The 24874-nt window shown below is 30.9% G+C and carries 23 protein-coding genes; 17 read left to right on the top strand and 6 right to left on the bottom strand.

Translation table 11 applies throughout. The annotated features are described in order from the left end of the window. Positions 1-5 precede the first annotated feature (5 nt). A complete protein-coding gene (locus L988_RS03285) occupies positions 6-1526 on the top strand; it encodes a hypothetical protein (protein ID WP_047381555.1) in 1521 nt (506 codons plus the stop codon). Positions 1527-1549: 23 nt separating this feature from the next. Here L988_RS03285 and L988_RS13390 read toward each other — a convergent pair whose 3' ends face one another. Both L988_RS13390 and L988_RS03275 read right to left on the bottom strand, forming a co-directional pair. Beyond that, positions 1550-2149 carry a lysine exporter LysO family protein gene (locus L988_RS13390; RefSeq protein ID WP_081982698.1) on the bottom strand — a complete coding sequence of 200 codons (600 nt, stop codon included), beginning with the start codon at positions 2147-2149 and terminating at the stop codon, positions 1550-1552. Then, a complete protein-coding gene (locus tag L988_RS03275; RefSeq protein ID WP_047381551.1) occupies positions 2150-2428 on the bottom strand; it encodes a LysO family transporter in 279 nt (92 codons plus the stop codon). Between the two features lie 427 nt (positions 2429-2855). On the opposite strand from L988_RS03275, the gene L988_RS03270 reads away from it, so the two are divergent. The 6 genes from L988_RS03270 (at position 2856) to L988_RS03245 (ending at position 11081) form a co-directional block, all read left to right on the top strand. Beyond that, positions 2856-4232: a tyrosine phenol-lyase gene (locus tag L988_RS03270; protein WP_047381549.1), complete on the top strand. Its 1377-nt coding sequence runs from the start codon at positions 2856-2858 to the stop codon at positions 4230-4232. Between the two features lie 98 nt (positions 4233-4330). Further along, complete coding sequence (locus L988_RS03265) at positions 4331-5863, top strand: sodium:alanine symporter family protein (RefSeq protein ID WP_047381548.1); 1533 nt, start codon at positions 4331-4333, stop codon at positions 5861-5863. 113 nt (positions 5864-5976) lie between these two features. Next, positions 5977-7209 carry a hypothetical protein gene (locus tag L988_RS03260; RefSeq protein ID WP_047381545.1) on the top strand — a complete coding sequence of 411 codons (1233 nt, stop codon included), beginning with the start codon at positions 5977-5979 and terminating at the stop codon, positions 7207-7209. A gap of 21 nt (positions 7210-7230) precedes the next feature. Further along, positions 7231-8076, top strand: a complete 846-nt coding sequence (locus tag L988_RS03255; protein WP_047381542.1) for a S1 RNA-binding domain-containing protein — start codon at positions 7231-7233, stop codon at positions 8074-8076. An 11-nt stretch (positions 8077-8087) separates the two neighbouring features. Then, positions 8088-8855, top strand: coding sequence for an IclR family transcriptional regulator (locus L988_RS03250; RefSeq protein WP_047381540.1), 768 nt, complete (start codon positions 8088-8090; stop codon positions 8853-8855). 114 nt (positions 8856-8969) lie between these two features. Continuing rightward, complete coding sequence (locus L988_RS03245; protein ID WP_047381538.1) at positions 8970-11081, top strand: glutamine synthetase III; 2112 nt, start codon at positions 8970-8972, stop codon at positions 11079-11081. A 58-nt stretch (positions 11082-11139) separates the two neighbouring features. On the opposite strand, the gene L988_RS03240 is transcribed toward L988_RS03245, so the two are convergent. The 4 genes from L988_RS03240 to dcuC form a co-directional block, all read right to left on the bottom strand. Next, positions 11140-12084: an NAD(P)/FAD-dependent oxidoreductase gene (locus L988_RS03240; protein ID WP_047381536.1), complete on the bottom strand. Its 945-nt coding sequence runs from the start codon at positions 12082-12084 to the stop codon at positions 11140-11142. 11 nt (positions 12085-12095) lie between these two features. Next, positions 12096-12722 carry an MBL fold metallo-hydrolase gene (locus L988_RS03235; protein WP_047381533.1) on the bottom strand — a complete coding sequence of 209 codons (627 nt, stop codon included), beginning with the start codon at positions 12720-12722 and terminating at the stop codon, positions 12096-12098. A 106-nt stretch (positions 12723-12828) separates the two neighbouring features. Further along, entirely contained in the window at positions 12829-13923 is a 1095-nt protein-coding gene (locus tag L988_RS03230) for a M20 family metallopeptidase (RefSeq protein WP_047381531.1), read from the bottom strand. A 22-nt stretch (positions 13924-13945) separates the two neighbouring features. Further along, complete coding sequence (dcuC, locus tag L988_RS03225) at positions 13946-15310, bottom strand: C4-dicarboxylate transporter DcuC (RefSeq protein WP_047381529.1); 1365 nt, start codon at positions 15308-15310, stop codon at positions 13946-13948. 339 nt (positions 15311-15649) lie between these two features. Here dcuC and L988_RS03220 point away from each other — a divergent pair, with 339 nt between their 5' ends. From L988_RS03220 to L988_RS03175, 10 genes are read left to right on the top strand one after another with little or no spacing between them, the layout of a single operon-like run. Further along, positions 15650-16438: a CoB--CoM heterodisulfide reductase iron-sulfur subunit B family protein gene (locus L988_RS03220; protein ID WP_047381527.1), complete on the top strand. Its 789-nt coding sequence runs from the start codon at positions 15650-15652 to the stop codon at positions 16436-16438. Further along, positions 16438-16848: a 4Fe-4S dicluster domain-containing protein gene (locus tag L988_RS03215; RefSeq protein WP_052191660.1), complete on the top strand. Its 411-nt coding sequence runs from the start codon at positions 16438-16440 to the stop codon at positions 16846-16848. Before L988_RS03220 ends, L988_RS03215 begins: the two co-directional genes overlap by 1 nt. A gap of 26 nt (positions 16849-16874) precedes the next feature. Continuing rightward, positions 16875-18857, top strand: coding sequence for a CoB--CoM heterodisulfide reductase iron-sulfur subunit A family protein (locus L988_RS03210; RefSeq protein WP_047381525.1), 1983 nt, complete (start codon positions 16875-16877; stop codon positions 18855-18857). Further along, positions 18848-19297, top strand: coding sequence for a hydrogenase iron-sulfur subunit (locus L988_RS03205; RefSeq protein ID WP_047381523.1), 450 nt, complete (start codon positions 18848-18850; stop codon positions 19295-19297). The genes L988_RS03210 and L988_RS03205 overlap by 10 nt, the downstream gene beginning before the upstream one ends. Next, positions 19285-20079, top strand: coding sequence for a 4Fe-4S dicluster domain-containing protein (locus L988_RS03200; protein ID WP_156110640.1), 795 nt, complete (start codon positions 19285-19287; stop codon positions 20077-20079). The genes L988_RS03205 and L988_RS03200 overlap by 13 nt, the downstream gene beginning before the upstream one ends. After that, a complete protein-coding gene (locus L988_RS03195; protein ID WP_047381521.1) occupies positions 20079-21113 on the top strand; it encodes a 4Fe-4S dicluster domain-containing protein in 1035 nt (344 codons plus the stop codon). The genes L988_RS03200 and L988_RS03195 overlap by 1 nt, the downstream gene beginning before the upstream one ends. Beyond that, positions 21113-21952, top strand: a complete 840-nt coding sequence (locus L988_RS03190) for an FAD/NAD(P)-binding protein (RefSeq protein WP_047381519.1) — start codon at positions 21113-21115, stop codon at positions 21950-21952. Before L988_RS03195 ends, L988_RS03190 begins: the two co-directional genes overlap by 1 nt. 24 nt (positions 21953-21976) lie before the next feature. After that, the gene (locus L988_RS03185; protein WP_047381517.1) at positions 21977-22657 is read left to right on the top strand and encodes a 4Fe-4S dicluster domain-containing protein; all 681 of its coding nucleotides are present in this window, start codon (positions 21977-21979) and stop codon (positions 22655-22657) included. Between the two features lie 18 nt (positions 22658-22675). Beyond that, positions 22676-24280 carry an FAD-dependent oxidoreductase gene (locus L988_RS03180; RefSeq protein WP_047381516.1) on the top strand — a complete coding sequence of 535 codons (1605 nt, stop codon included), beginning with the start codon at positions 22676-22678 and terminating at the stop codon, positions 24278-24280. 2 nt (positions 24281-24282) lie between these two features. Then, entirely contained in the window at positions 24283-24807 is a 525-nt protein-coding gene (locus tag L988_RS03175; protein ID WP_047394596.1) for an aromatic acid exporter family protein, read from the top strand. Positions 24808-24874: the final 67 nt, after the last annotated feature.

Genomic DNA, 24874 nt, shown 5'->3' with positions numbered 1-24874 from the left:
GTATAATGCAAAGAGCGAAAGATTATCTATTGCTTAGTGTACTCTCTTATTGTAATTTTTCACAAGAGGATTATAAAAAAAATTTAAATCAAATTTACAGAGAGAACGATTCATTAAAATTAGATAGCGATGGTTTCTATTTTTCAAATTCAAAAACAAGATATTTGTTTTATGATTTTTTTAAAGAAATTCTTCCAAATTGGGAGATATTCTATGTAGAAAGTAAAAGAGCTTCAGATCTGGATAAAAATTCAACAGGTTTTTATAGTGTAGTTTTTAAAAATACAAAATATGATAGATATGTTATCTCTTATAGAGGAAGTGAGAAATATCCTTTGGAGGATGCATACAAAGATTTTATAGAAAACGATTTGAAAATAGGTTTGGGTGTAAAACCGAAGCAATTTTATGATGGGCTAGAAGTTTTTAATAAACTTTATGACGAGTTTAAAATTCCTAAAGAGAAAATATCTATTACTGGTCACTCTCTGGGTGGAGGGATAGCTCAATTTGTAAGTATCATGGTAGATAAGGAGAGAGGATTTATTCCGTATACTTGTACTTGGAATGCTGTAGGAATCAATAGAGATGGAATAATAAATCTTTTGGATTTCTTTAATTATGATAAAATACTAGATAAATTAAATTTAGATGATATAGAGAGGCAATATTTTTTAGAGTTTAAGAATGAATATTTATCATTCTTTTTGAAAGAACTAAAAAAAGGTAAAGTGATAAAAGATAATAATACTTTATTATTGACAGGGAATATAGAAGTAACACCTCAAATTGATGAAAGCTTTGTAAAAAGTTTTGTAAAAAGTACTAAGTTTGAAAATCTATTGGGAAAAGTATCTGTAGATACAAAAAATAGATTGCTTGATAATAATAAAGTGTTTAATGCCTTGTTTAAAGTTGATAATTTAACAGAGGAACTTTATCAGGCTGATTATTTTATAAGAAGAATAAAAACAAATAAAGTTTATGAAGAAAATATTGTTAATTTTTGTCATTCTGAGGATTTGACAGTTTCACTTTTTCCTCATATAGGAGCAGTTTATCAAGTTGATAAATATTTTTTGAGAAAAGAAGTGAGGAAGAAAACTATTTTTTCTAATTTTTTATTTTTTACTAAGTCAGTTCAAGATTATCATTATCAAGATATTTTCTTACCTTTCATTGAAGTTGAGGGAGAACGTATTGGGATGTTTAGTAAAAATCTGTCGATTGGATATTTAGGAACTATAATTAGAAAGATTTTAACATTGGAATACTGTGTTGAAAGAGAGTTGCTTGCAGATTATTATAGTTTAGTTCCAATGACAGATAGTAATTATAAGAAGATAAAGACAGAGATTTTGAATGCAATAAAAAAATGTGGTGATGATATTTTATATAAATCACAAGCATACAATCAATTAAAAGATATGGATCAACAGACTTTTACAAGAGTATGGGAGAATTTGAAAATGAAGCTACCAAGTCCATACAGAATACAAGATATTTATGATTTGATATTATTTTAAAAGGACATGAAATTCATGTCCTTTTATAATTTAAATATATTTACAATTAATGGAACTAGTAGAGGTACTGATGTAGTCAGAACAACGCCTGAAAAAAATGCGATAACAGATATATCAGAACTATTACTTTTATTTATAACAGGAAGAAGAGTATCCATAGCTGTAGCACCAGCTGTAGATATAGATTCAAAACTTCCAATGAATTTAGCAATAAGAGGAATTGTTAAAATTGCAAGAACTTCTCTAAAAACATTACTTAAAAAGGCAACACTTCCAAGTTCAGGACTTATTTTAGTTAATTCAATGGCCGATAGAGAGTACCAACCAAGACCAGAAGAAACAGCAAGGCTTTCTCCAATAGAGATGGGAAGAAATAAAGAACCAATAACTCCACCTAAAAGAGAACCTAAAATTGTGGAGATAGGAAGAAGCCATATTTTTTTACCATATTTTTTTAAATTAGAAAATACAGAAGAGTTATTTCCAATATCGATTCCAACAAAAAATAAAAGTAAGCAGAGACCTAAATCGATAAAAGTATCTGATGAATTAGATAAAAATGGAGTTTGAAAAAATAATCCTATAATAACTCCAAAAATAATTGATAAACAAATTCCTAGCATCTATTTGTCACCTCTTTTTCTGAAGAAAAATTTAGTAATAAAAATACTTCCTAAAATAGAGAAAAATGCAATAACAATAGCTTGTAATCCAAGATTTGGAAATTCTTTTATAATTTTGTTATCACTACCAATTTTATACCCCATAACTCCTAATAAAAAGAAAAGAGAAAATGATTGTAAAATAGCAGTTTTCATCTTTAATTTTAAAGGTATTAATTGGTATTTACTCAATAAAAAACCACAGCTTATAATGAAAATATAAAATAAAATTCTTACCATGCTTCCTCCTAGATATTAAATATAGTAGGAGTTTACCATAAAGATTATACAAAAATCAAATTTTGCAAAAAATAAACCCTTAAAAGGTTTGAAAAAAATAAAAAATAAAAAAATGAAATTAATTTATTTTTTCACTAAAATTTATATAAAAAATAAAAATAAATTTTTTTTATTTTTAAAAATTAAATCATTATAAATAAGAAGAATTATTTTTATGTGAAATTAGAAAGAGAAAGAAATACTACTTTTACACAAAAAAACCATAAAAAGGTTTATTTTAAATATAATCAAAGATTTTTTTTTGGAGTTATAATGAAAAATATATTTTCAACTACTATATATGTTCTAAAATGAGCGTTATTGACATAAAAAAGAAAATGAAGTATATATGATATCAACAAGAAAAAATAAATGAGGAGGAATTATTATGTCAAAAGGATTTGCACCAGAACCATATAAAATAAAAATGGTTGAAAATATGGCTATTATGACTAAAGAAGAAAGAAAAGAGGCTATTGAAAGAGCTGGATACAATACTTTTTTATTAAAATCAGATGAATGTTATATAGACTTACTTACTGACTCTGGAACTAATGCTATGAGTGATGCTCAGTGGGCTGGCTTGATGCTAGGTGATGAAGCCTATGCAGGAAGTAAAAATTTTTATCATTTAGAAAAAACAGTTCAGGAACTTTTTGGATTTAAATATGTAGTTCCAACTCATCAAGGAAGAGGAGCCGAGAATATATTATCAACATTAACTATAAAACCAGGAGACTATGTACCAGGAAACATGTATTTTACGACAACAAGATTTCATCAAGAAAGAAATGGAGCAACATTTAGAGATATTATTATAGATGAAGCACATGATTCACAGATTGATTTACCATTTAAAGGAAATGTAGACTTAAAGAAATTGCAGGCTTTAATAGATGAAGTTGGAGCTGAAAAAATACCATATATTTGTTTAGCTGTAACAGTAAATCTAGCAGGAGGACAGCCAGTTTCAATGGCAAATATAAGAGCAGTTTCTGAATTAGCCCATAGTTATGGAATAAAAATAATGTATGATGCAACTCGTTGTATAGAGAATGCATATTTTATAAAATCAAGAGAAGAAGGATATGCAGATGTAGCGATAAAAGATATTGTGAAAGAGATGTTTTCTTATGGTGATGGATGTACGATGAGTGGAAAAAAAGATTGTTTAACTAATATTGGTGGATTTTTATGTATGAATGACTATGATTTATATCTACAAGCAACAGCTACAGTAGTTCAATTTGAAGGGATGCCTAGCTATGGTGGTTTAGCAGGAAGAGATATGGAGGCAATGGCAATTGGACTTAGGGAAGCTGTTAACTATGAATATATAAGTCATAGAGTAAACCAAATTAGATATTTAGGAGAGAGATTGGATGCAGCAGGAGTACCAATGGTAAAACCATACGGTGGTCATGCAATATTCTTAGACGCAAGGGCTTTTTTACCTCATTTAACTCAGGATGATTTACCAGCTCAATCACTAGCTGCAGCTATATATGAAAGCTCAGGAGTTAGAACAATGGAAAGAGGTGTAGTTTCAGCAGGAAGAGACATAAAGACAGGAAAAAATCACTATCCAAAGTTAGAAACAGTTAGATTAACAATACCTAGAAGGGTTTATACATACGCACATTTAGATTATGTAGCAGACGCAATAATTTCTCTTTATAAAAATAAAGAGGAAATAAAAGGACTGAAGTGGGAATATGAGCCAGCTTGTTTAAGATTCTTTACAGGAAGATTTTCTCACAAATAGATAACAGCAATTAAAATATCCTAAGGGCAACTTTAGGATATTTTAATATAAATACCTACATAAAACTTTCTACTAAAATTAAAAAATAGGAGGTACATATGGGGTTTATAGACATGTTATTATCACCATTGAAAACGGCAGTAAGTGCTCTTAATGGTTTTTTATGGGGAGATATTATTCTTTTTAATGTTGGAGAAACGAATATAGGATTAAGTTTATTAGTTTTAATGTTGATTCCTACAGGAATATATTATTGTATAAAAACTAAAATGTTATCATTTAGATTATTTCCAGAAATGATTAGAATAGTATTAAAAAGTAAAGCTAAAGATGATAAAGAAGCAATTTCGGGGTTACAAGCACTTTTTATAGCAACAGCTTCAAGGGTTGGAATGGGTAATTTGGCTGGTGTTGTAGCGGCTGTATCTTTCGGTGGTCCAGGAGCAATATTTTGGATGTGGGTAGCAGCTATAATAGTTTCTAATACTGCTTTTATAGAAAGTACTCTCGCACAGATATATAAAGAGAAAGATCCTTTGTATGGTGGATGGAGAGGTGGTCCAGCATACTTTATGAATAGAATGGAGGTAGTGGTAGAGGCCAAAAATAGTGATCCGTTTGAAACTAATATTATTTTAGAGTCAGATGTTATAGATAAAAATAAGAAAAAATACTATAAAAGAACTTCAAATTTTAAACTGTGTGGAATTTTATTCGCAATATCAGGATTGATAACTTGGGTAGGAATAACTCAGATAGTATCGAATTCAGTATCGGAATCTTTTAGTAATGCATTTGGATTGTCACCTCTATACACTTCTATCGGAATGACAGTTTTAGGAACAATAGTTTTATTTGGAAAAGGACGAAAAGATAAAATAGCAGAAGTTTTAAATAAATTAGTTCCCATTATGGCAATTTTATATTTTACATTGACACTATTTATTTTGATAAAAAATATTGGTTCAGTTCCAGGAATGTTTTTAGAAATATTTGAGGAAGCTTTTGGTGGAAGACAAATAGCAGCGGGAGGATTTGGAGCGGTATTAATGCAGGGAGTTAAGAGGGGTTTATTTTCCAATGAAGCAGGAAGTGGATCAGCACCATGTGCAGCCGCAGCTGCAGACGTTGAACATCCAGCACAACAAGGATTAATACAAGCTTTAGGAGTTTTTATAGATACTTTAGTTATATGTAGTTGTACAGCTTTTACGATGCTTTTAGCTCCAGCAGCTGTAAGAGATGGAAAGATGGGAATGGATCTATTACAAAGTTGTATGGACTATCATATTGGAAGTATAGGGACACCTTTAGTTGCTTTAATATTGTTTTTATTTAGTTTTAGTACTTTTTTAGGAATATTATTTTATGCAAGGTCTAATGTGGCTTTTTTATTTGGTGATAATATGAAAGCACAGGATGCTTATAAAATATTTGCACTTGTAATGATGTTTGTTGGAGGGATGGCGCAGTATTTATTTGTGTGGGAATTAGGAGATTTAGGAGTTGCGTTAATGACAGTATTTAATATAATAGCGATAGTTCCTATGTCAAAAATTGCTTTAGATTCTTTAAAAGATTATGAAAGAGTCTATATAAAAAATGAAAATAAGGTTTTAGAAGAAAAATAAATTTAAATACCTTAGATTGAGTATATCAATCTAGGGTATTTTTTATTGTAAAAATATGGAAAATTTGATACTCTATAATAAACAGCTTTTTTTATTTTTAGGGGGAGATATCTATGTTTTTATCGCCAGGGGAAAAGATATTAAAGTATAGAAAACATTATAAAATAAAACAAGAGGAATTAACAAAAAATATAGTTTCTAAAACTTATTTAGGAATGGTTGAAAGTGGTAAAAAAGTTTTAAGTAAAAGAATGAGTTTTATTTTCTACAAAAATTTGAATGAAATTTTAGAGAAAAAAGGAGAAAAATTAGAATTAACTTATGAGGAATTTATTGAGAGTTCTGAAGTTAAAGCTAAGAGATATTTAGATGGAATTTTAAAAACGGGGATTATAGAAAATAAATGGTTGATAGAGGAAGCAATCTTAAAATTAAATATCGCTGATCAAATAAAAATGATTCTCGATTTAAGTAGATTCTATTTAAGATTAGATCTTCAAGATGAAGCAAGAAAAATGTATGGAAAATTATTTCAACGAGTATCTGAAATAAAAAAATATGAACAAGAATTTATAATTTTTTTAAATTTGTGTGAAAAATATAAAAAGTATGAGATAATAATATTACTCTTTGAAAAATATGAAGAGGACATAAAAAAATTAAAAAAAATAAATGAGATATATTATCTTTATTTGTATTCGAAATATAGAATGGGAACTATTGATTCGATAGAGTTAGAAGATATAATAAAAGGAATTTTAAAAAATTTAAAAAATAGTGACACAAAAAATAATTATTTAAAAATTTTAATAGAGATTTCCACACTAGATTCGTTAGAGAAATCTATAAAAATATATAATGAAGTTTTTAAACAAGCTTTAGATTTAGAATTTAAATTAGAGATTTTATATAAATTAAGTGAAATTTTGATAAAAAGTTTAAAAAATGATGAGTTGAAAGTTATTTATTTGAGATTAAAAAGGATTCATGAACGTAAATTGGAAAATGAAAACAGAAAGAAATTTATACTTTTATATAATTTAGGTAAGATTGCAGATATCTTGAATAAAAAAAATGAAGCGAAAAAATATTATATTGAAGCTTTAATAATAGGAAAAGGAATTGACGTTCCTTTGAATCAAGTTACGGAGATAATTAATAAGTTATTTATCAGTTTTGAAAAAAGTGATTATTACTCTTTATTGAGCATAGAGGAAGAGTATTTAAGAATATTAAAAAATTATGAGGATTATAAACCAGTAGTAACATTATTACAATATTACTATAAAAATTATCCCCATAAATTGGATGAAAAATTTAATTTATTTAGAAACTATTTGGAGTAAAATAGTAAGGAGAGAGGCGAAATGATAAAAGTAGGAAAAAGACAAACGATGAAGATTAACAACTTCAGTAGTAAAGGTGCACATTTAGATGCAGGAACAGGGGATGCAAAAGATAACATTCTTCTACCAAACAATGAATTAGAAGGAAAAGTGTTAGATATAGGTGATGAGATAGATGTTATGATCTATAGAGATTCAGAAGATAGATTGACAGCGACATTTAGAAAGACAGCTTTAACAGTTGGAACAGTAGGGAAATTATATGTAACAGATATGAACGAAAAACTAGGAGCATTCTTAGATTGGGGACTAAAGAAAGAGTTATTATTACCTTACGCACAAATGGATGGAGACGTAAAACCAGGTGATGAAGTTTTAGTTGGTATATATGAAGACAGTAAAGGAAGATTATCTGCAACTATGAAAATATACAGCTTCCTAATGCCAAATAAAGATTACAAGAAAAATGATTTTGTAGAAGGTACTGTTTATAGAATCAATCCAGAAATTGGAATATTTGTTGCAGTAGATAATAGATACTTTGGACTTATACCTAATAGTGAATGTTTCAGAAAATTTAATGTTGGAGAAGAGATTCAAGCAAGAGTAATTAGAGTTAGAGAAGATGGAAAGTTAGATTTAGCAATGAGAGAGTTAGCTTTTGTTCAAATGGATAAAGATGCTGAAGTAATAGTAAGTAAAATGAAAATATTAAAAACTCACTTTAGATTTAATGATGACAGTTCTCCAGAAGCTATAAAAGAATATTTTGGAATAAGTAAAAAAGCGTTTAAAAGAGCAATGGGAAGACTATTAAAAGAAGGTAAAGTAGAGAAGACAGAGGAAGGATACTTCAGACTAAAATAAAAGGGGATTTTATGGAAGGAAAAACTATACAATCTATCCAAAGAGCAATAGATATAATGAATTGCTTTAATGAGGAAGTTCATGAACTATCACTAAAAGAGATTAGTGAGAAGGTTGGATTAAGTAAAAGTACTGTTCATGGAATTGTTTCAACACTTTTAAAAAATTCATATTTAGAGCAGAGTGAAAAAAATAGTAACTATTCACTAGGACCAGCTTTTATAGAGAAAAGTTTTATTGTAAATGAAGATGTTTTGATAAAGAATGTGGGACATAAATATTTAGTCAACATATCAGAGGAGTTTTCTGTAACAGTAAATCTGTTTATTTTTAAAAGAGAGCATTTAAAGTTAATTGATAGAGTTCAGTCTGATTCAATGTATTATACAATAAGTACATCAGTAACTAAGATTCCTTTGAATGCATCAGCTTCTGGAAAGTTAGCATTAGCTTACTCTAAGGATGTAAATATAGATGTTATATTTAATAAAGATTTATTATATAAATATACTAATAGTACAATAATAGATAGAGAAACTTTAATCGAAGAGATTTACAAGATTAGAAAAGATGGTTATTCTCTAGAGAGATCAGAAGTAGAATTGGGAATATATTGTATTTCAGTTCCAATTTTTAAGGTTAATAATGAATTTGTAGGAACTGCATCGATAATGGCTACAAGGGAGAAAATGATGCATATTCTTCCGCATCTGGCACCGAAAATGGTAGCTATGAGTAAAAAAATATCGTTCGAATTAGGAGCAAGAGAGGAGTATTAACTCCTCTTTTTTATTTTTTGGTTGACAAAAATATAAAAATAGTATATTGTGAATATAACAAATTTTTATTAAAGAACAACGTTCGACAATGTAGAACGAAAAAGAGGAGGATTTATGAACAACATGCTAGAAATTTTTGGACAATTTTGCTTTACAGAGGATAAATTAAAAAGCAGAATACCAGAATCGTATTTTAAAGAGTTTAAAAAGGTTCAAAACGGAGAAAAAGAGTTATCTATCGAACTTGCGGACTCTATAGCTAATGCAGTTAAAAATTGGGCTACTGAAAATGGAGCAACACATTTTACACACTGGTTCCAACCTTTGACAGAACTAACAGCAGAAAAGCATGATTCATTTATTTCAATGTCTTCAGATGGAAGTTGTGTTTCACAGTTTTCAGGAAAAGAGCTTATAAAAGGAGAAGCTGACACATCATCATTCCCAAATGGAGGAGTAAGATCAACTTTTGAAGCTAGAGGATATACAGCGTGGGATTGTAAATCACCAATGTTTTTAAGAGGAGAAGGATTATCTAAGTCGTTATATATTCCAACAGCCTTTATAGGATACAATCAAATGGCATTAGATAAAAAAGTTCCTTTATTAAGATCAATTGATTTTATATCAGAGCAAACATTAAGATTAAAAAGAATTTTAGATCCTAAATCAAATGTAACTTCAATTACAAATACTTTAGGTCTAGAGCAAGAGTATTTTTTAATAGAGAAGAGTTTCTGGGAGAAGCGTCAAGATTTAATGCTTTCTGGTAGAACAATATTTGGTTCATTGCCTCCAAAAGGTCAAGAATTAAATGATCACTACTATGGAAGTATTAAAGAGAAAGTTGAAAAAGTAATGAATGAAATAGACGCAGAGTTATGGAAAATAGGAATTATGGCTAAAACAAAGCATAATGAAGTAGCTCCAAACCAGTTTGAGATAGCACTTATGTTTGCGACAGCAAATGTGGCAGTGGATCAAAACCAATTAACAATGGATATAATTAAAAAAGTTGCAGACAGACACAATTTAAGTGCCTTATTACACGAGAAGCCATTTAAAGGTGTGAATGGATCAGGAAAACATTGTAACTGGTCATTAGCAACAAATTTAGGAGAAAATCTATTGGATCCATCTTCTTTATCAAAAAATAATCTTCAGTTCTTAGTATTTTTAACAGCAGTATTAGAAGGAATTGATAGATATGCTGATGTATTAAGAGCGTCTTGTGCAACACCAGGAAATGATCATAGATTAGGGGGGCATGAGGCTCCACCAGCAATAATTTCTGTTTTCATTGGTGATGAATTAGAAGAAATTTTAAAAAATATTGGAGAGATTGTTCCAACAAACGATGTAAAAGAAAGCATGGAATTTGGTGTTAAAAACTTTACAAAAATACCAAAAGATATTTCTGATAGAAATAGAACATCTCCATTTGCATTCACAGGAAATAAATTTGAATTCAGAATGCCAGGATCAAGTGCTTCAGCATCAACACCGACATTTATTATAAATACAATAATTGGTACAATCATAAAGGAATATGCGGATTTATTAGAATCTAAAGATCCAAAGGATTTAAAGAAAAATATAATTGAATTAATTAAAGATAGATATGAAAAACATAAAAGAATCGTTTTTAATGGAAATGGTTATGATGACAGTTGGAAAGTTGAAGCTGAAAAAAGAGGTTTAAAAAACTTAAGAAATACTTTAGAAGGATTAAAAGTTTATAAACAAGAGAATATAATCGAACTGTTTAAAAATGCCAAGGTTTTATCTCCGGAAGAATTAGAGGCGAGATATTCAGTTTACTGTGAGCGTTATATAAAGCAAGTAAATATTGAAGGAAGCTCAATGGTTAGAATCGCAAGAAATGAAATATATCCAGCACTTATGGAGTATGCTGCAAAAATATCAAACAGTATTCTTTCATTGAGAGAAGTTTTAGGAAATGATGAATATTTATCTGCTGATAAAGCTCACTTAGTTAAATTATTAGCTGGTAAAAATCGTTTAAAAGATTATTTAGCACAATTAGAATCACAATTAGTTGTAGCTAATGAAATTGATGGATTATATGAAAAAGTAGAATATTTAAATAAAGAGATTATTCCTCTTTTAAGTTGTTTAAGAGATATTGTTGATTTATTAGAGCATCAAGTTGAAAAGAAAGTTTGGCCAGTTCCAACTTATGAGGATATGTTATTCAGATTATAAATATAAAGAAGTCAGAGTTTTGAGGCTCTGACTTCTTTTTTTATAAAATTATAAGTTTTTAACTATATTGAGCTCTTAAATTTTGTTTTTTAAGTACAAATTTTATAGCTTCAAGTGCCGCTATTGTTCCATCAGAAGTTGCTGTAGTCACTTGTCTAATCATTTTTGATCTGACATCTCCAGCAGCAAATATACCCTCAATAGAAGTATGCATAGCTTCATCTGTTATAAGATATCCATTTTCGTCTAAAGATGCCACTTCTCCATATAGCTCTTTCAATGATTTAGTTCCTAGATATAGAAAAGCAAATTGAGTTTTACAGTTTATTTTTTCTCCAGCTACCTCAGCTATTACCTCTTCTACAAATTCTTCACCTTTTATTTCTAAAAGTTTAGATGAATAGTACATTTTAATTTTTTCATTGGCTTTTAAAGTTTCCATAAGTGATTTATCCTCTGATTCATCCGAAGCTTCAGTTAAAAACATATGGATTTCTTTAGAGTATTTTGTTAAAAATAATGCTTCTTCAGCGATTTCTTTACCCTTTCCGAAAAGTGAAACGCTCATATTTCTAGTGAAAGCACCATCGCAAGTAGCACAGTAAGAAACTCCTTTACCTAAATACTGTTCTTCACCAGGTAATTTTTTAGCACCATTTTTTGCCCAACCACTTGCAATAATAACAGTTTTAGCTGCAAAGTTATCTTTATCAGTTTTAACTATTTTATTTTCACCAAGTAGATCAAAACCTAAAAATGTAGCATCTACAAATTCTACATTAAATTTTAAAGTTTGTTCTTTCATTAAATTATAGATATCTTTACCAGTAGGTGATCCTTGAATTCCAGGATAGTTTTCAATCTTGTGGGCCATAAGTAAGCTTCCAACAGTTGGTTTTTCAATAACTAATACTGACAAGTTTGATCTTCCTGCATAAAGTGCAGATGTTAAACCTGCGGGTCCAGCTCCAATAATAACAACATCATAAATTTTATTTTCCATATTAAGTCCTCCTAAAACATTCCTTGGGATTTTAATACTCTTCTCTCCTCCCCTAAAAGTGTAGGTTCAGTGTGGGCACTATACACTATAGTATCTTCTGGATAGTTCTCACAAATCTTTTTTAAACTTCTTTGTAATTGTGATAAATTTCCAGTTGGTAGATCATATCTACCGTAGCTTCTTCTAAATAGTGTGTCGCCAGAGATCATAAAATTAGCTTCTTTGTTATAAAAACATTTCGAACCAATTGTATGACCAGGAGTATCAATAACTTCAAATCCAAAAATAGAATCTCCCTCTTTTAAAGGAGTAAAATCACCTGTATATACAAAGTCAAATCCTTGTATAGCGTAAGATAGATTTAAAGAAGCGTCTGTTAGGAACTTTTCTTCCTCTTTTCCTATGAAAAGTTGTACCTCAGGAAAAATATTTTTAATTTCATTTATTCCACCGATATGGTCTCCGTGACCATGAGTTAAAATAACATTTTTTAAAGTTAAATTATGCTCTTTTATAAAAGAAACAATCCCTGCTAATCTTGTATCGCTACAATCAAAAAGAGAAGCCTCATTTTTATCATTCCAAACTAAATAACAGTTTGTCATATAGCTTCCTAAAGGAAAGGCTTTAATTTTCATTAAAATTACCTCCAAATATATTCTTTTTCCTAATTATACATTATTTTAGTATTTTTTTCTATGAAAATCTTTTTTAATAAAAAAGAGAGGAAAATCCTCTCTAAGTTTATAAAAATGTTCTTAATACTTTTTTTATCATTTCGATACGATCTTCAATTGACGAGATAACAAGATACTCAGTTTCCTCATGAGAATTTCCTCCAATAGGGCCAATCCCATCTAAGACTCCAACTCCAAGTATTCCTAAGAAGTTAGCATCAGAGCCACCACCAGTTTTTTCCCATTCAGCTTTAATTCCTAATTCAGCTTTTGCAACATCAAATTTCTCTAAAAGAACTTTTGAAAGATTATTTAAAACAAGAGGAGGTCTATATCCAATCTCTTTTACTTCTATTTCAATTCCACTTACATAAGGAGTTGACTTTAAAGTATCTAAAGTTTTGATAATATTTTCAAAATGTTTTATATCATGAGAACGACCTTCAAATTTTATAACAGCTTTATCAGGAACGGTATTTACACCAAAGCCACCATTTATAACTCCAACATTTATAGAGTTTCCAATCTCTAAATTTTGAAGTTTTGAAATTTCTAAAACCCATCTTGAGGCTTCTATGATAGCATTGATTCCATTTTGTGGTGCGATTCCTGCATGAGCCGCTTTTCCCTTGAAAGTAATCTCATATTTAACTAAACCTTTTCTTTCTGAAACCATATTTCCATTTTTTCTAGCAGGTTCAAAAACTAAAGCATATTTTGTTTTTTTCCCCATTTCAGTAATTAAATCTCTAGAGATTAAAGAGCTAATCTCTTCATCTGTATTTATAATAATACAGATATTTAACTTTGAATCTTTAAACTCCTTCGCAACTTCATACATAGAAAGTAATCCTGATTTCATATCGTAAACACCAGGTCCGGTAGCTATATCTCCATCTATTTTAAATGGTCTTTTAGCTACAGTTCCCTCAGGAAAAACAGTGTCGTTATGTCCAATAAAAAGAAAATCAAAATTTTCGACATCTCTATTTTTTATAACAAGAACAGGATTATTTTTATTTAATTCATGATATTCAACAATCCAATCGCAATAAAGCTCTTCAAAAAACTTCGTTACAATTTTAAGACCATCAGGAGTGTTACTTCCACAATCTACATTAACTAAAGTTTCTAAATTTTTTAAATATTTATTTAAATCCATAAAATCCCCCATTTAATATAAATTATCCAAATAAAATCATATTTGAAACTAATAAAACAATTAAACCAACAAGCATAGGTAAGAAAGTTCTTCTTACAACTAAGAAAGGTGAAACACCAGAGATACCGCAAACAGCAACAATAACAGCAGTTATAGGAGAAACACTTCTAGCAATTCCAGATGCAAGTTGCATAGGCATAGCAATAACAACAGGATCTATATTGACAGAAGCCGCAACAGTAGGAGCAAGGGCAGCAAAAGCGAAGAATGGAGCATTTCCAGATCCCATAATAACAGATGATGCAGAGATAACACCAGTCATAACAAGAATCATAGGTTGAACACCAAGACCTGCATGTTTTGTCCATTCGATAATACTATCGATAACTCCAACTTTAGTAAGTCCGTAAGCAAAGAACTGACCCGCAACAATAAGTGTTATAACAGCCGCAAATTGAGAACCCATAGAATTAAAAACTATTTTTAAATCAGTGATTGTATTTTTGAAAGTACGTCTTCTTACTCCTTCAACAACCATACTAACAGTGATACTTAAAAGCATTGCAACTTCAACATTCATTTTGATACTACTTTTGAAAAGTGAACTAAATCCTAATATTATAACCAAAGGAATAATCGGGAATAATGCATAGAATCCAGGAGCCTCTTCCGAATTATCAGCTTGAGTTGCTTCTTTTTTGATTTCACTTTCATCATATGAAAGATTCTTATCTCCAATTTTTTGAACAAAATAATGCGTTAAAGCGATAGCAGTGATAACAAAAACAGAGACAGGAAGTTGATATTTAACAAAATAAAGAGCTGCGTCTATATTTGCTGTTTTAGCAGCAAGAACTGAGTTTCCAGATGCAGGTCCTAAATCAAGGCAGGCAGTTGTTCCTATAACGGCTGTAGCTGAAAGTGGACTAGCACCAAGAGAAACTAGTATAGGATAAACAGTTACCATAAGTAAAACTCCAAGACCTGATGCACTAGGAATAAATATATTTAATATCTGTCCAAGAATATAAGTTAAAGCTAAAACAAGATATGGAGAGTTAAGTTTCTTCATAGGTTTTGTTGTAATTTTAACAAGAGCCTTACTAGCCCCGATATGATCCATATATTTAGCAAATCCACCAACAACCATAATAGTTAACCCTAAACCGGCTGTTGTTTTAGAGAAAGTATCTTTTAGATATTGGAATATGTCTAAAAAATTAGATCCTAGAGAAGCCTTTTCACTTAACATGGGTGTGTCGTTAAATAAAATTGCGGTACAAAGTAAAAGAAATCCTCCTACAAATAGGACCCCTTGAGGATAATATTTTTTAACTATAAAATATCCCACAAAAAAGATGATTAAAAGTGTGATGAAAAAAATCATTGAGTAGTTTCCTCCTTAAAATTTAATTAACATTCAAAAATAAAACTGTATAAAAATAGTGTTGATAAATTTATTTAAGAACATTTTTCACTAATTATACATAGTTTGTACACAACTGTCAACAAATGAAAAATATATTTTATTAATGGTAACGATTAACCGTTTATTAAGCGAGTTTTGGTTAAGTTTTCATAAAAAATGAAAAAATAAAAAAAAATAGTTGACGTGAATACTAGTGTAATACTATAATTTAAGTAAAAAGTGTTCTTTTAATGAAGTAATTCATTTGTTTTCAGAACAGTAATTTTTGAAAAAATACTTTTAAAATGGAGGAATGGAATGAAGTATAGTTACTATCCAGGTTGTACCTTAAAAACTAAAGCAAAAGATTTAGAGAATTATGCTTTAGATGCAGCTAAAAAGCTAGGAATATCAATGGAAGAGATTGAAAATTGGCAATGCTGTGGTGGGGTATATCCTCAGAGTGACGGAGAGGTAGCGCATAAACTTTCATCAGTTAGAAGCTTAATTTCAGCAAGAGATAAAGGAGAAAAACTTTTGACTCTTTGTTCAGCTTGTCACAATGTTATAAAAAGAGTTAATAACGATATGAGAACAAAACCAAATGTTAGAAAAAAAGCGAACTTATACTTAGAGGTTGAGAATGAGTATGTTGGTGAAACAGAGGTTGTGCATTATTTAGAGATGTTAAAGAATGATGTTACTTTTGAGAAATTAAAGGCAAAGGTTACTAATCCTTTAAAAGAAAGAAAAATCGGAGCTTATTATGGTTGTCTATTGTTGAGACCACAAAAAGAGATGACTTTTGATAATCCTGAAAATCCCAAAATAATGGAAGATTTTATAGAAGCTTTAGGTGCAAAGGCGATAAAATATCCTTATAGAACAGAGTGCTGTGGTGGATATTTATCTGTAAATAATAAAGAGCTAGCTGAAAATATGAGTGAAAAAATTCTAAAATCAGCAGAGTTAAATGGAATAGAGGAAATTATAACAGCTTGCCCTCTTTGTAAATATAACTTAGAGGAGAAAAATTCTAAGATAAAAGTTACATATTTTACTGAGTTATTAGCAGAAGCTTTAGAGATTAAAGCAGAGGAGGAGTAATGTTTAAAGGGAAAATAAATCCTAAAAGAAACTCAGAAGTAGAAAAAGTACTTGAGTTAAGCAAAGAAAAAATAGATGACTGCATGCAGTGTGGAAAATGTTCTGCAGGATGTCCAGCAAATGCAGGAATGGACGTTTTACCTCACCAAGTTATAAGATTTTTACAAATTGGAGATGTAGAAAAGTTAAGGGAATCTAAATCTATTTGGAACTGTGCAGCTTGTTTTACTTGTGAATCGAGATGTCCTAGAAATGTCAGTGTTTCAAAGTTAATGGAAGCAGTTAGACAAACAGTTGTTAGAAAGCAAGGAGAGGATAGATTAACTCCTGAGTTTGTAGCAAAAATAATGCAAGATAGAAAAATGCCACAACAAGCAGCAGTAAGTGGATTCCGTAAATATACTAAGTAATTTTTTTAATTAAGGGAGGAAAATCAGTGCGTAGAATAGGGGTGTTTGTTTGTTGGTGCGGAAGTAACATTGCTGGTACTGTAGATGTAGAAAAAGTAAGAGATGCAGTAAAAGATATGCCAGGAGTTGTACATTCAGTAGACTACCAATATATGTGCTCAGAGGTAGGGCAAAACTATTTAAAAGATGCAATAAAAGAGAAAAATTTAGATAGAATTGTTGTAGCGTCATGCTCACCTAGAATGCATGAGGCAACATTTAGAAAAGCAGCTGAAACAGCGGGATTAAATCCGTATTTAGTTGAAATAGCAAATATAAGAGAACATTGTTCTTGGGTTCATAAAGATAAAGAGGTTGGAACAGAAAAAGCGATATCTTTAACAAAAGCAGCAATAGCTAAAGCGACATTAAATGAAGAGTTAGTAGCTGGAACAACTGCAGTTGAAAAAAGAGCTTTGGTTGTTGGAGGTGGAATTGCAGGTATTCAAGCAGCTTTAGATATAGCTGATGCAGGATATTTAGTTGATATTGTTGAACAAACACCAAGTATTGGTGGAAAAATGGCTCAAATAGATAAAACATTCCCAACATTAGATTGTTCAGCTTGTATATTAACACCTAAAATGGTTGATGCAGCAGCTCATCCAAATATAACTTTGTATACTTATAGTGAGATAGAAAGTGTAAATGGGTTTGTTGGAAACTTTAATGTTGCAATTAAAAAGAAACCAAGATATGTAGATATGGATAAGTGTACAGGATGTGGAGTTTGTATAGAAAAATGTCCGTCGAAAAAAGGAAGAAGTGAATTTGAAGAGGGATTAGCAACAAGAACAGCAATATATACTCCCTTTGCTCAATCAGTTCCAAAGGTTCCGGTTATAGATAAAGAGCAATGCTTAAAGTTCAAAACAGGAAAGTGTGGAGTTTGTTCAATTGTATGTGGAACAAAAGCTGTGAAGTTTGATCAAGAGGAAGAGATTGTAAATCAAAAGTATGGAGCTATAGTTTTAGCAACAGGATTTGATCTTATAAAACTAGATAACTTTGGAGAGTATGCGTATGAGCATCCAGATGTAATAACAGGGTTAGAGTTTGAAAGATTGACGAATGCAGCAGGACCAACAAAAGGAAAGTTTGTAAAACCATCAAATGGAGAAAGACCTAAGAAAGTTGTTTTTGTACAATGTGTTGGATCAAGAGATACAAGTGAGAGAGGAAAATCTTACTGTTCAAAAATTTGTTGTATGTATACAGCAAAACATGCAATGCTGATAAAAGATAAATATCCAGACACAGAAGTTTATGTATTCTATATAGATGTTCGTACACCTGGAAAAAACTTTGATGAGTTCCATAGAAGAGCAGTAGAAGAATACGGGGTTCACTACATAAAAGGAATGGTTGGAAAGGTTATTCCAGAAGGAGAAAAACTTATGGTTCAAGCTGTTGATTCTCTTGCAGGTGTTCCATTAGAGATAGATGCGGATATGGTAGTTTTATCATCGGCAACAGTAGCTAAACCAGATGCAGTAGCATTGAAAAGAAAACTAAATATCAGTAGTGATTTAAATAACTTCTTTACAGAAGCTCATCCAAAATTAAAACCAGTTGAAACTGCTTCAGCAGGAATATATTTAGCAGGAGCTTGCCAAGGTCCAAAAGATATTCCTGAAACAGTAGCTCAAGCGAGTGCAGCAGCAGCAAAAACGATAATTCTTCTAAGTAAGAAAGAGTTAACTAACAACGCTTGTGTTTCAAGTGTAAATAAAAATATGTGTAGTGGGTGTAAAGCTTGTTCTAAGATGTGTCCATATGATGCTATAAAAATAAAAATGGTAGATGTGTATGATCATGGAAAAGTTATCAGAAAAGAGGTTGCTGAAGTAAATGAGGCACTTTGTCAAGGATGTGGAGGATGTACTGTTTCTTGCCGTCCGGGAGCTATAGATTTAAAAGGATTTACGAATAAACAGATAATGGCGGAGGTAGACGCAATATGTCTTTAGAAATAAATAAGAACGAAGAGTTCAAACCACTAATCGTTGCATTTTGTTGTAACTGGTGTAGTTATGCAGGAGCGGACTTAGCGGGAACAAGTAGATTAAATTACCCAGCAAATGTAAAGATAATTCGTGTTCCTTGCTCATGTAGAGTTAATCCTAACTTTGTACTTCGTGCATTCCAAAAAGGAGCTGATGGAGTTGTAATGGCAGGATGTCATCCAGGAGATTGTCACTACTCTACAGGAAACTATTATACAAGAAGACGTTTCTCAGTATTTACAAATCTTTTACAATTTATGGGAATAGAGAAAGAACGTTTTAAAGTTGATTGGATATCAGCAGCTGAAGCAAATAAGTTTTCTACAGTTATGAATGATATTTTAGAAAAAGTTCATACACTAGGACCTAATAGAAAGTTGAGGGATACGAGATGGGAAAGATAGAGATGATATTAAAAGCAAAAGAGGATTTTATATCAAAAAAAATTGATATGATAATTGGATGGAAAAAAGAGGATGATTCAATAGAGTCAATACCGGCATTTATAGATGAAGAGTCAGAACTAGATACACTGATTTTTGATGAATATTGTGTAAATAATTTAGCAAAATATTTAATAGAAGAGACTCATAACGGAAAAAAAGTAGGAGTTTTCTTAAAAAAATGTGATAGAAAAGGTTTTGATCAAATTATAATGGATAATAGATTATCAAAAGAAAACGTTGTAGTTTATGAAGTTGCCTGCGATGGAATGAAAGATTTTGTTACAGGAGAGGGATTTAAAAAGTGTGAAACTTGTTTAAATGAAAATTTAGATAAGTATGCTGAAGTAAAAGAGATTGAAAATATGAGTTATGATGAAAGATATGAGTACTGGATGGGAGAGTTATCAAAGTGTATTAGATGTAACGCTTGTAGAAATATCTGTCCTGCTTGTAACTGTGAAACTTGTGTTTTTGAAAATAAAGATGAGGATGTTTTAGGAAAAGCAAACAATGAAAGTGAAACAGGATTTTATCAGATTATAAGAGCTTATCACGTAGCTGGGCGTTGCTCGGATTGTGGAGAGTGTGAAAGAATTTGTCCTGTGGGAATTCCTTTAGGAAAAATAAATAGAAAGATTATAAAAGATTTAGAGGAGCTTTATGGAGCTGAAGAGGATAGTCTTTCAAACTTTGATATAGAGGATAAAGATAGTTTTTCAGATAAAAAAGGAGGGAAGTAATGAAAAAATTATTTAAAAATAATTTAGATAATCTTTGGAAAAAAATAGATGAAGAGTATAATCTATTCCTTCCTAAAATGGATAAAGGAACTTTAAAGTTTAAAAATTTTCATGAAGATGGAGAGGTAGATTTAAAAACTTTAAAAACAGCAGTTCCTTTAAAAAACTTTGTATTTCCTCAAAGTGAAACTTATTTAAAATTTAAAACAGAGAATAAAAAGATAAAATTCAGTGTTGAAAGTGTATCAGAGGATAGATATGTAATTTTTGGAGCAAGACCTTGTGATATAAAATCATTAGAAATTTTAGATAATATATTTTTAAGAGAACCAGTAGATACTTATTATAAGGCTCATAGAGATAGAGGTATTGTTATATCTTTAGCTTGTAACAACATCGAAAGTAGTTGTTTTTGCGAAGTTTTTGGAGTAGAGCCAGCAGGAGTTTTAAAATCTACAGATGTGGCCCTAGTTGATTGTGGGGATTTCTATTATTGGAATGAAGTTAGTGAAAATGGTAAGAGATTAACTGAGTTACTTAAAGATATTTTAGAAGATGTAAAATCAGAAGATGAAATTTTATATAATGAAGCAAAAGAGAGAATTACAAAAATGTCTGCAGAAAATACCTTAAATAATTTAGAAATTGATAAAATTGGAGATTTAAAAGAGGTATTTGAAAATGAAAAAGTTTGGAAAGATTTAGCAAGAAGATGTTTAGCTTGTGGGTCTTGTACTTATGTTTGTCCAACTTGTCACTGTTATGATGTAAAAGATTATGCTGGAAATAATGGTGGAGAGAGATTTAGATGTTGGGATTCGTGTATGTATTCAGATTTTACACTGATGGCTCATGGAAATCCTAGAACAACTCAGATGCAAAGAGTAAGACAAAGATTTATGCATAAGTTAGTTTATTATCCAGCTAATCATGATGGCGTATACTCATGTGTTGGATGTGGAAGATGTATAGAGAAATGTCCTGTGCATTTAGATATAGTAAAAGTAATAAAAAAATTGGTGGTGAATAAATAATGGCTTGTACATGTCATGAGAAGGACCCTTTGGTTCCACAGTTAGCAAAGTTAGAGTTTGTAAGAAGAGATACTCCAGATGTAACAACATTTAGAATAGTATCAAAGGATGGTAAAGCACCATTTGAATTTATGCCAGGACAATGTGCTATGATATCTGTTCCTCCATTGGGAGAAGCTATATTTTCAATAACTTCATCACCAACGGAAGAGGGATATATAGAGTGCAGTATAAAAAAATGTGGAGTAGTAACAGACTACTTACATACACTAGAAGCTGGAGATGAAATAGGAATAAGAGGACCTTATGGAAATAACTTCCCAGTAGAACTTTTAAAAGGAAAGGACCTTTTATTTATTGGTGGAGGAATCGGATTAGCTCCTTTAAGATCGGTTATAAACTATGTTATGGATAAAAGAGAGGAGTTTGGAAAAGTTGATATAGTTTACGGAGCAAGAACTCCAGAAGATTTAGTTCATCCAAAAGATATATTTGGAGTTTGGCCTAATTCAAAAGATACAGATGTACATTTGACAGTAGATAGAGAAGCTGAAAACTGGAATGGTCATGTTGGGTTTGTACCTAGTTATATAAAAGAATTAGGGTTTGATACAAACAAAGTTGCTTTAGTTTGTGGGCCACCAATTATGATTAAATATGTTCTTCAAGGGTTGGAAGAGATTGGCTTTAAAAAAGAGCAGGTTTATACAACTTTAGAATTAAAAATGAAGTGTGGTTTTGGAAAATGTGGTCGTTGTAATATCGGAGACAAATATGTTTGTAAAGATGGACCTGTATTCAGATGTGATGAGATAACAGAACTTCCAGATGAATATTAATACTTTGCTAGGAGGAATAAAAAAGTGACAGATAAAAAAATGGTAGATATATATATATTAGGTAAGAGATACTCTGTTCCTAATACATTAACAATAATGGAATCTATGGAGTATGCTGGATATCAACTTAAAAGAGGGTGTGGATGTAGATCAGGATTCTGTGGAGCATGTGCAACTGTTTATAGAGTAAAGGGAAACAAAGAGATGAAAGTTGTTTTAGCTTGCCAAAGTAAGGTTGAAGACGATATGTACTTAACTCAGATTCCATTTTTCCCAGGGGATAAGGGAAGTTATGATATAAATGAGTTAGATGCAACAGCAGATTCGATAGCTAAATACTATCCAGAGATATACAAGTGTATAGGATGTAACTCTTGTACAAAAGGATGCTCTCAAAGCTTAGAGGTAATGCAGTATATTGGATACGCTCAAAGAGGAGAGTTAGAGAAGTGTGCTCATGCATCATTTGACTGTGTATCTTGTGGAATTTGTGCAACAAGATGTCCAGCTGGGATAACTCACTATAATGTAGGACTACTAGCTCGTAGATTGACAGGTAAATATATTGCAGCTGAAACAACGCACTTAAATGATAGAGTGAAAGAGATTGAAGCTGGAGAGCATAATTTAGCTTTAGAAGAGTTAATGAAAAAGGATATATCAGAATTAAAAGATCTATATAATAATAGAGACATAACAAAATAGAGAGTTGGAGGAGTGGTTATGTATACACCAGAGATGAGGGAGCTAATAAAAAAAGTTGAAGCGACACGTGCTGAAAGAATAGCTCAAGGGGATTACCCAAGAATGACAGCGGATGAGAAAACAGAAGTTTTAAGAGAGAATCATCCGGATTATATAGAATCTGGATTTGTTCAAATAAAAGTAGGAAAAAATAAAGGAGAGAAAGTACCTAACGAGTTAGGAGCTTTACTTCATGGAAAAAGTAGATTAGAAAATATAGAGATAGATTTAAATAAAGTTGATTATGAAGCTGATGTTTTAATCATAGGAGGGGGAGGAGCTGGAGCCGCTGCTGCCTTAGAAGCTCACAAAGCTGGAGCAAAAGTAATAATCACAACAAAATTACGTTTTGGTGATGCTAATACTATGATGGCAGAGGGTGGAATTCAAGCAGCAGATAAACCTGATGATTCACCAGCAAAGCACTATTTAGATGTTATGGGTGGAGGTCACTATTCAAATGTTCCCGAGTTAGCAGCAGCTTTAGTAAAAGATGCTCCTTTAGCTATAAAATGGTTAGATGATTTAGGAGTTATGTTTGATAAAGAGATTGATGGAACTATGGTTACAACTCATGGTGGAGGAACATCAAGAAAAAGAATGCATGCGGCAGCAGATTATTCTGGAGCTGAAATAATGCGTGTTCTTAGAGATGAAGTTCAAAATAAAGAGATTGAAGTACTAGAATTCTCACCAGCAGTAGAACTAATTTTAGATACAGATGGAAAAGTTGCAGGAGCAGTTTTATACAATATAGAAACTGAAGAGTACCATGTAGCAAAAGCTAAAACAGTTATATTAGCAACAGGTGGAGCAGGAAGACTTCATTATCAAGGGTTCCCAACATCCAATCACTATGGAGCAACAGCTGATGGATTAGTTTTAGGATATAGAGCTGGAGCTAGATTAGCATTTGCTGATACAATTCAGTATCATCCAACAGGAGTTGCATTCCCAGCACAAATATTTGGAGCACTAGTAACAGAGAAAGTTCGTAGTTTAGGAGCTACACCTTTAAATATTGATGGAGAACAGTTTGTATATCACCTAGAAACAAGAGACGTTGAAGCATCAGCTATCATTAGAGAGTGTAACAAAGTTGGTAAAGGAATAGAAGCTCCAAATGGAGTGAAAGGTGTTTGGTTAGATACTCCACTGATAGAGATTTTAAATGGGCCTGGAACTATAGAGAAAAGAGTTCCTGCAATGATGAGAATGTATCAGAAGTTTGGAATTGATATGAGAAAAGAACCAATTTTAATCTATCCAACTTTACATTATCAAAATGGAGGGTTACTAATTAAAGAGGATGGATCAACAGAGATTGAAAATCTTTATGTAGCGGGAGAAGCAGCAGGAGGAATTCACGGTAGAAATAGACTTATGGGTAACTCACTTTTAGATATAATCGTATTTGGAAGAAGAGCTGGAGCATCTGCAGGAGAAGTTTCTAAGAGTATAGAATTAAAAGACTTAACATTAAGTCATGTAAATTCATACCATGAGATGTTGAAATCTGAAAATTTAGAAGAGGCTAAGGCATCACCGATGTTATTACCTCATTATACACATAGAGGGAAGTAGACATGGGAAAAGAATACGATGAAACCTTAAATAAGAGTTTGAGAATATCTGTTTCAGTTTTCTGGTGTGTTTTTTTACTAAAAGTTTTATTGAATGCAAATCCATTTTACGCTGCTATAGCAGCAGTATCTTGCTTGCAAGGAACTGTTAAAGATTCTGTAAAAGTAGGTATAGAAAGAGTAATTGGAACAATATTTGGAGGGCTAATGGGACTATTAGCCATCTATTTTATAACTACAGAAGCAAGTGATTTTAAAGGAAGCATTATTATGGCTCTTTCGATGGTTATAATCATATTTGGATGTACTTATGTATTAAAGAAACCATCGTCTAATACAATAGCTTGTATTGTTTTCTTAGGAATAGCAACAAATATGGAGGGGCGTGATCCTTACTTTTGGGCTGGAAAAAGAATTTTAACAACAATAGTTGGAGTTATAATAGCTTTAACTTGTAACTGGATATTAAATGGAGAGTACAAGTATTTAGAGAGATATAAAGATAGGTATAAAAAAAGTAGGATGTAAATCCTACTTTGAGTCTTCTTCAAATTTTGTGTAAACTCTAAAAATTAAGAGTAATATTTTATATTTT

The sequence above is a fragment of the Cetobacterium sp. ZWU0022 genome (genome assembly GCF_000800875.1).
In the GTDB taxonomy this organism is placed as follows: domain Bacteria; phylum Fusobacteriota; class Fusobacteriia; order Fusobacteriales; family Fusobacteriaceae; genus Cetobacterium_A.
This window is presented reverse-complemented; position numbering and strand designations above follow the sequence as displayed.

What these genes read in the sequence shown, in the direction of transcription:
- L988_RS03285 (WP_047381555.1), top strand. Translation starts at nt 6, where the DNA reads ATGCAAAGAGCGAAAGATTATCTATTGCTTAGTGTACTCTCTTATTGT.
- L988_RS13390 (WP_081982698.1), bottom strand. Translation starts at nt 2,149, where the DNA reads ATGCTAGGAATTTGTTTATCAATTATTTTTGGAGTTATTATAGGATTA.
- L988_RS03275 (WP_047381551.1), bottom strand. Translation starts at nt 2,428, where the DNA reads ATGGTAAGAATTTTATTTTATATTTTCATTATAAGCTGTGGTTTTTTA.
- L988_RS03270 (WP_047381549.1), top strand. Translation starts at nt 2,856, where the DNA reads ATGTCAAAAGGATTTGCACCAGAACCATATAAAATAAAAATGGTTGAA.
- L988_RS03265 (WP_047381548.1), top strand. Translation starts at nt 4,331, where the DNA reads ATGGGGTTTATAGACATGTTATTATCACCATTGAAAACGGCAGTAAGT.
- L988_RS03260 (WP_047381545.1), top strand. Translation starts at nt 5,977, where the DNA reads ATGTTTTTATCGCCAGGGGAAAAGATATTAAAGTATAGAAAACATTAT.
- L988_RS03255 (WP_047381542.1), top strand. Translation starts at nt 7,231, where the DNA reads ATGATAAAAGTAGGAAAAAGACAAACGATGAAGATTAACAACTTCAGT.
- L988_RS03250 (WP_047381540.1), top strand. Translation starts at nt 8,088, where the DNA reads ATGGAAGGAAAAACTATACAATCTATCCAAAGAGCAATAGATATAATG.
- L988_RS03245 (WP_047381538.1), top strand. Translation starts at nt 8,970, where the DNA reads ATGAACAACATGCTAGAAATTTTTGGACAATTTTGCTTTACAGAGGAT.
- L988_RS03240 (WP_047381536.1), bottom strand. Translation starts at nt 12,084, where the DNA reads ATGGAAAATAAAATTTATGATGTTGTTATTATTGGAGCTGGACCCGCA.
- L988_RS03235 (WP_047381533.1), bottom strand. Translation starts at nt 12,722, where the DNA reads ATGAAAATTAAAGCCTTTCCTTTAGGAAGCTATATGACAAACTGTTAT.
- L988_RS03230 (WP_047381531.1), bottom strand. Translation starts at nt 13,923, where the DNA reads ATGGATTTAAATAAATATTTAAAAAATTTAGAAACTTTAGTTAATGTA.
- dcuC (WP_047381529.1), bottom strand. Translation starts at nt 15,310, where the DNA reads ATGATTTTTTTCATCACACTTTTAATCATCTTTTTTGTGGGATATTTT.
- L988_RS03220 (WP_047381527.1), top strand. Translation starts at nt 15,650, where the DNA reads ATGAAGTATAGTTACTATCCAGGTTGTACCTTAAAAACTAAAGCAAAA.
- L988_RS03215 (WP_052191660.1), top strand. Translation starts at nt 16,438, where the DNA reads ATGTTTAAAGGGAAAATAAATCCTAAAAGAAACTCAGAAGTAGAAAAA.
- L988_RS03205 (WP_047381523.1), top strand. Translation starts at nt 18,848, where the DNA reads ATGTCTTTAGAAATAAATAAGAACGAAGAGTTCAAACCACTAATCGTT.
- L988_RS03200 (WP_156110640.1), top strand. Translation starts at nt 19,285, where the DNA reads ATGGGAAAGATAGAGATGATATTAAAAGCAAAAGAGGATTTTATATCA.
- L988_RS03195 (WP_047381521.1), top strand. Translation starts at nt 20,079, where the DNA reads ATGAAAAAATTATTTAAAAATAATTTAGATAATCTTTGGAAAAAAATA.
- L988_RS03190 (WP_047381519.1), top strand. Translation starts at nt 21,113, where the DNA reads ATGGCTTGTACATGTCATGAGAAGGACCCTTTGGTTCCACAGTTAGCA.
- L988_RS03180 (WP_047381516.1), top strand. Translation starts at nt 22,676, where the DNA reads ATGTATACACCAGAGATGAGGGAGCTAATAAAAAAAGTTGAAGCGACA.
- L988_RS03175 (WP_047394596.1), top strand. Translation starts at nt 24,283, where the DNA reads ATGGGAAAAGAATACGATGAAACCTTAAATAAGAGTTTGAGAATATCT.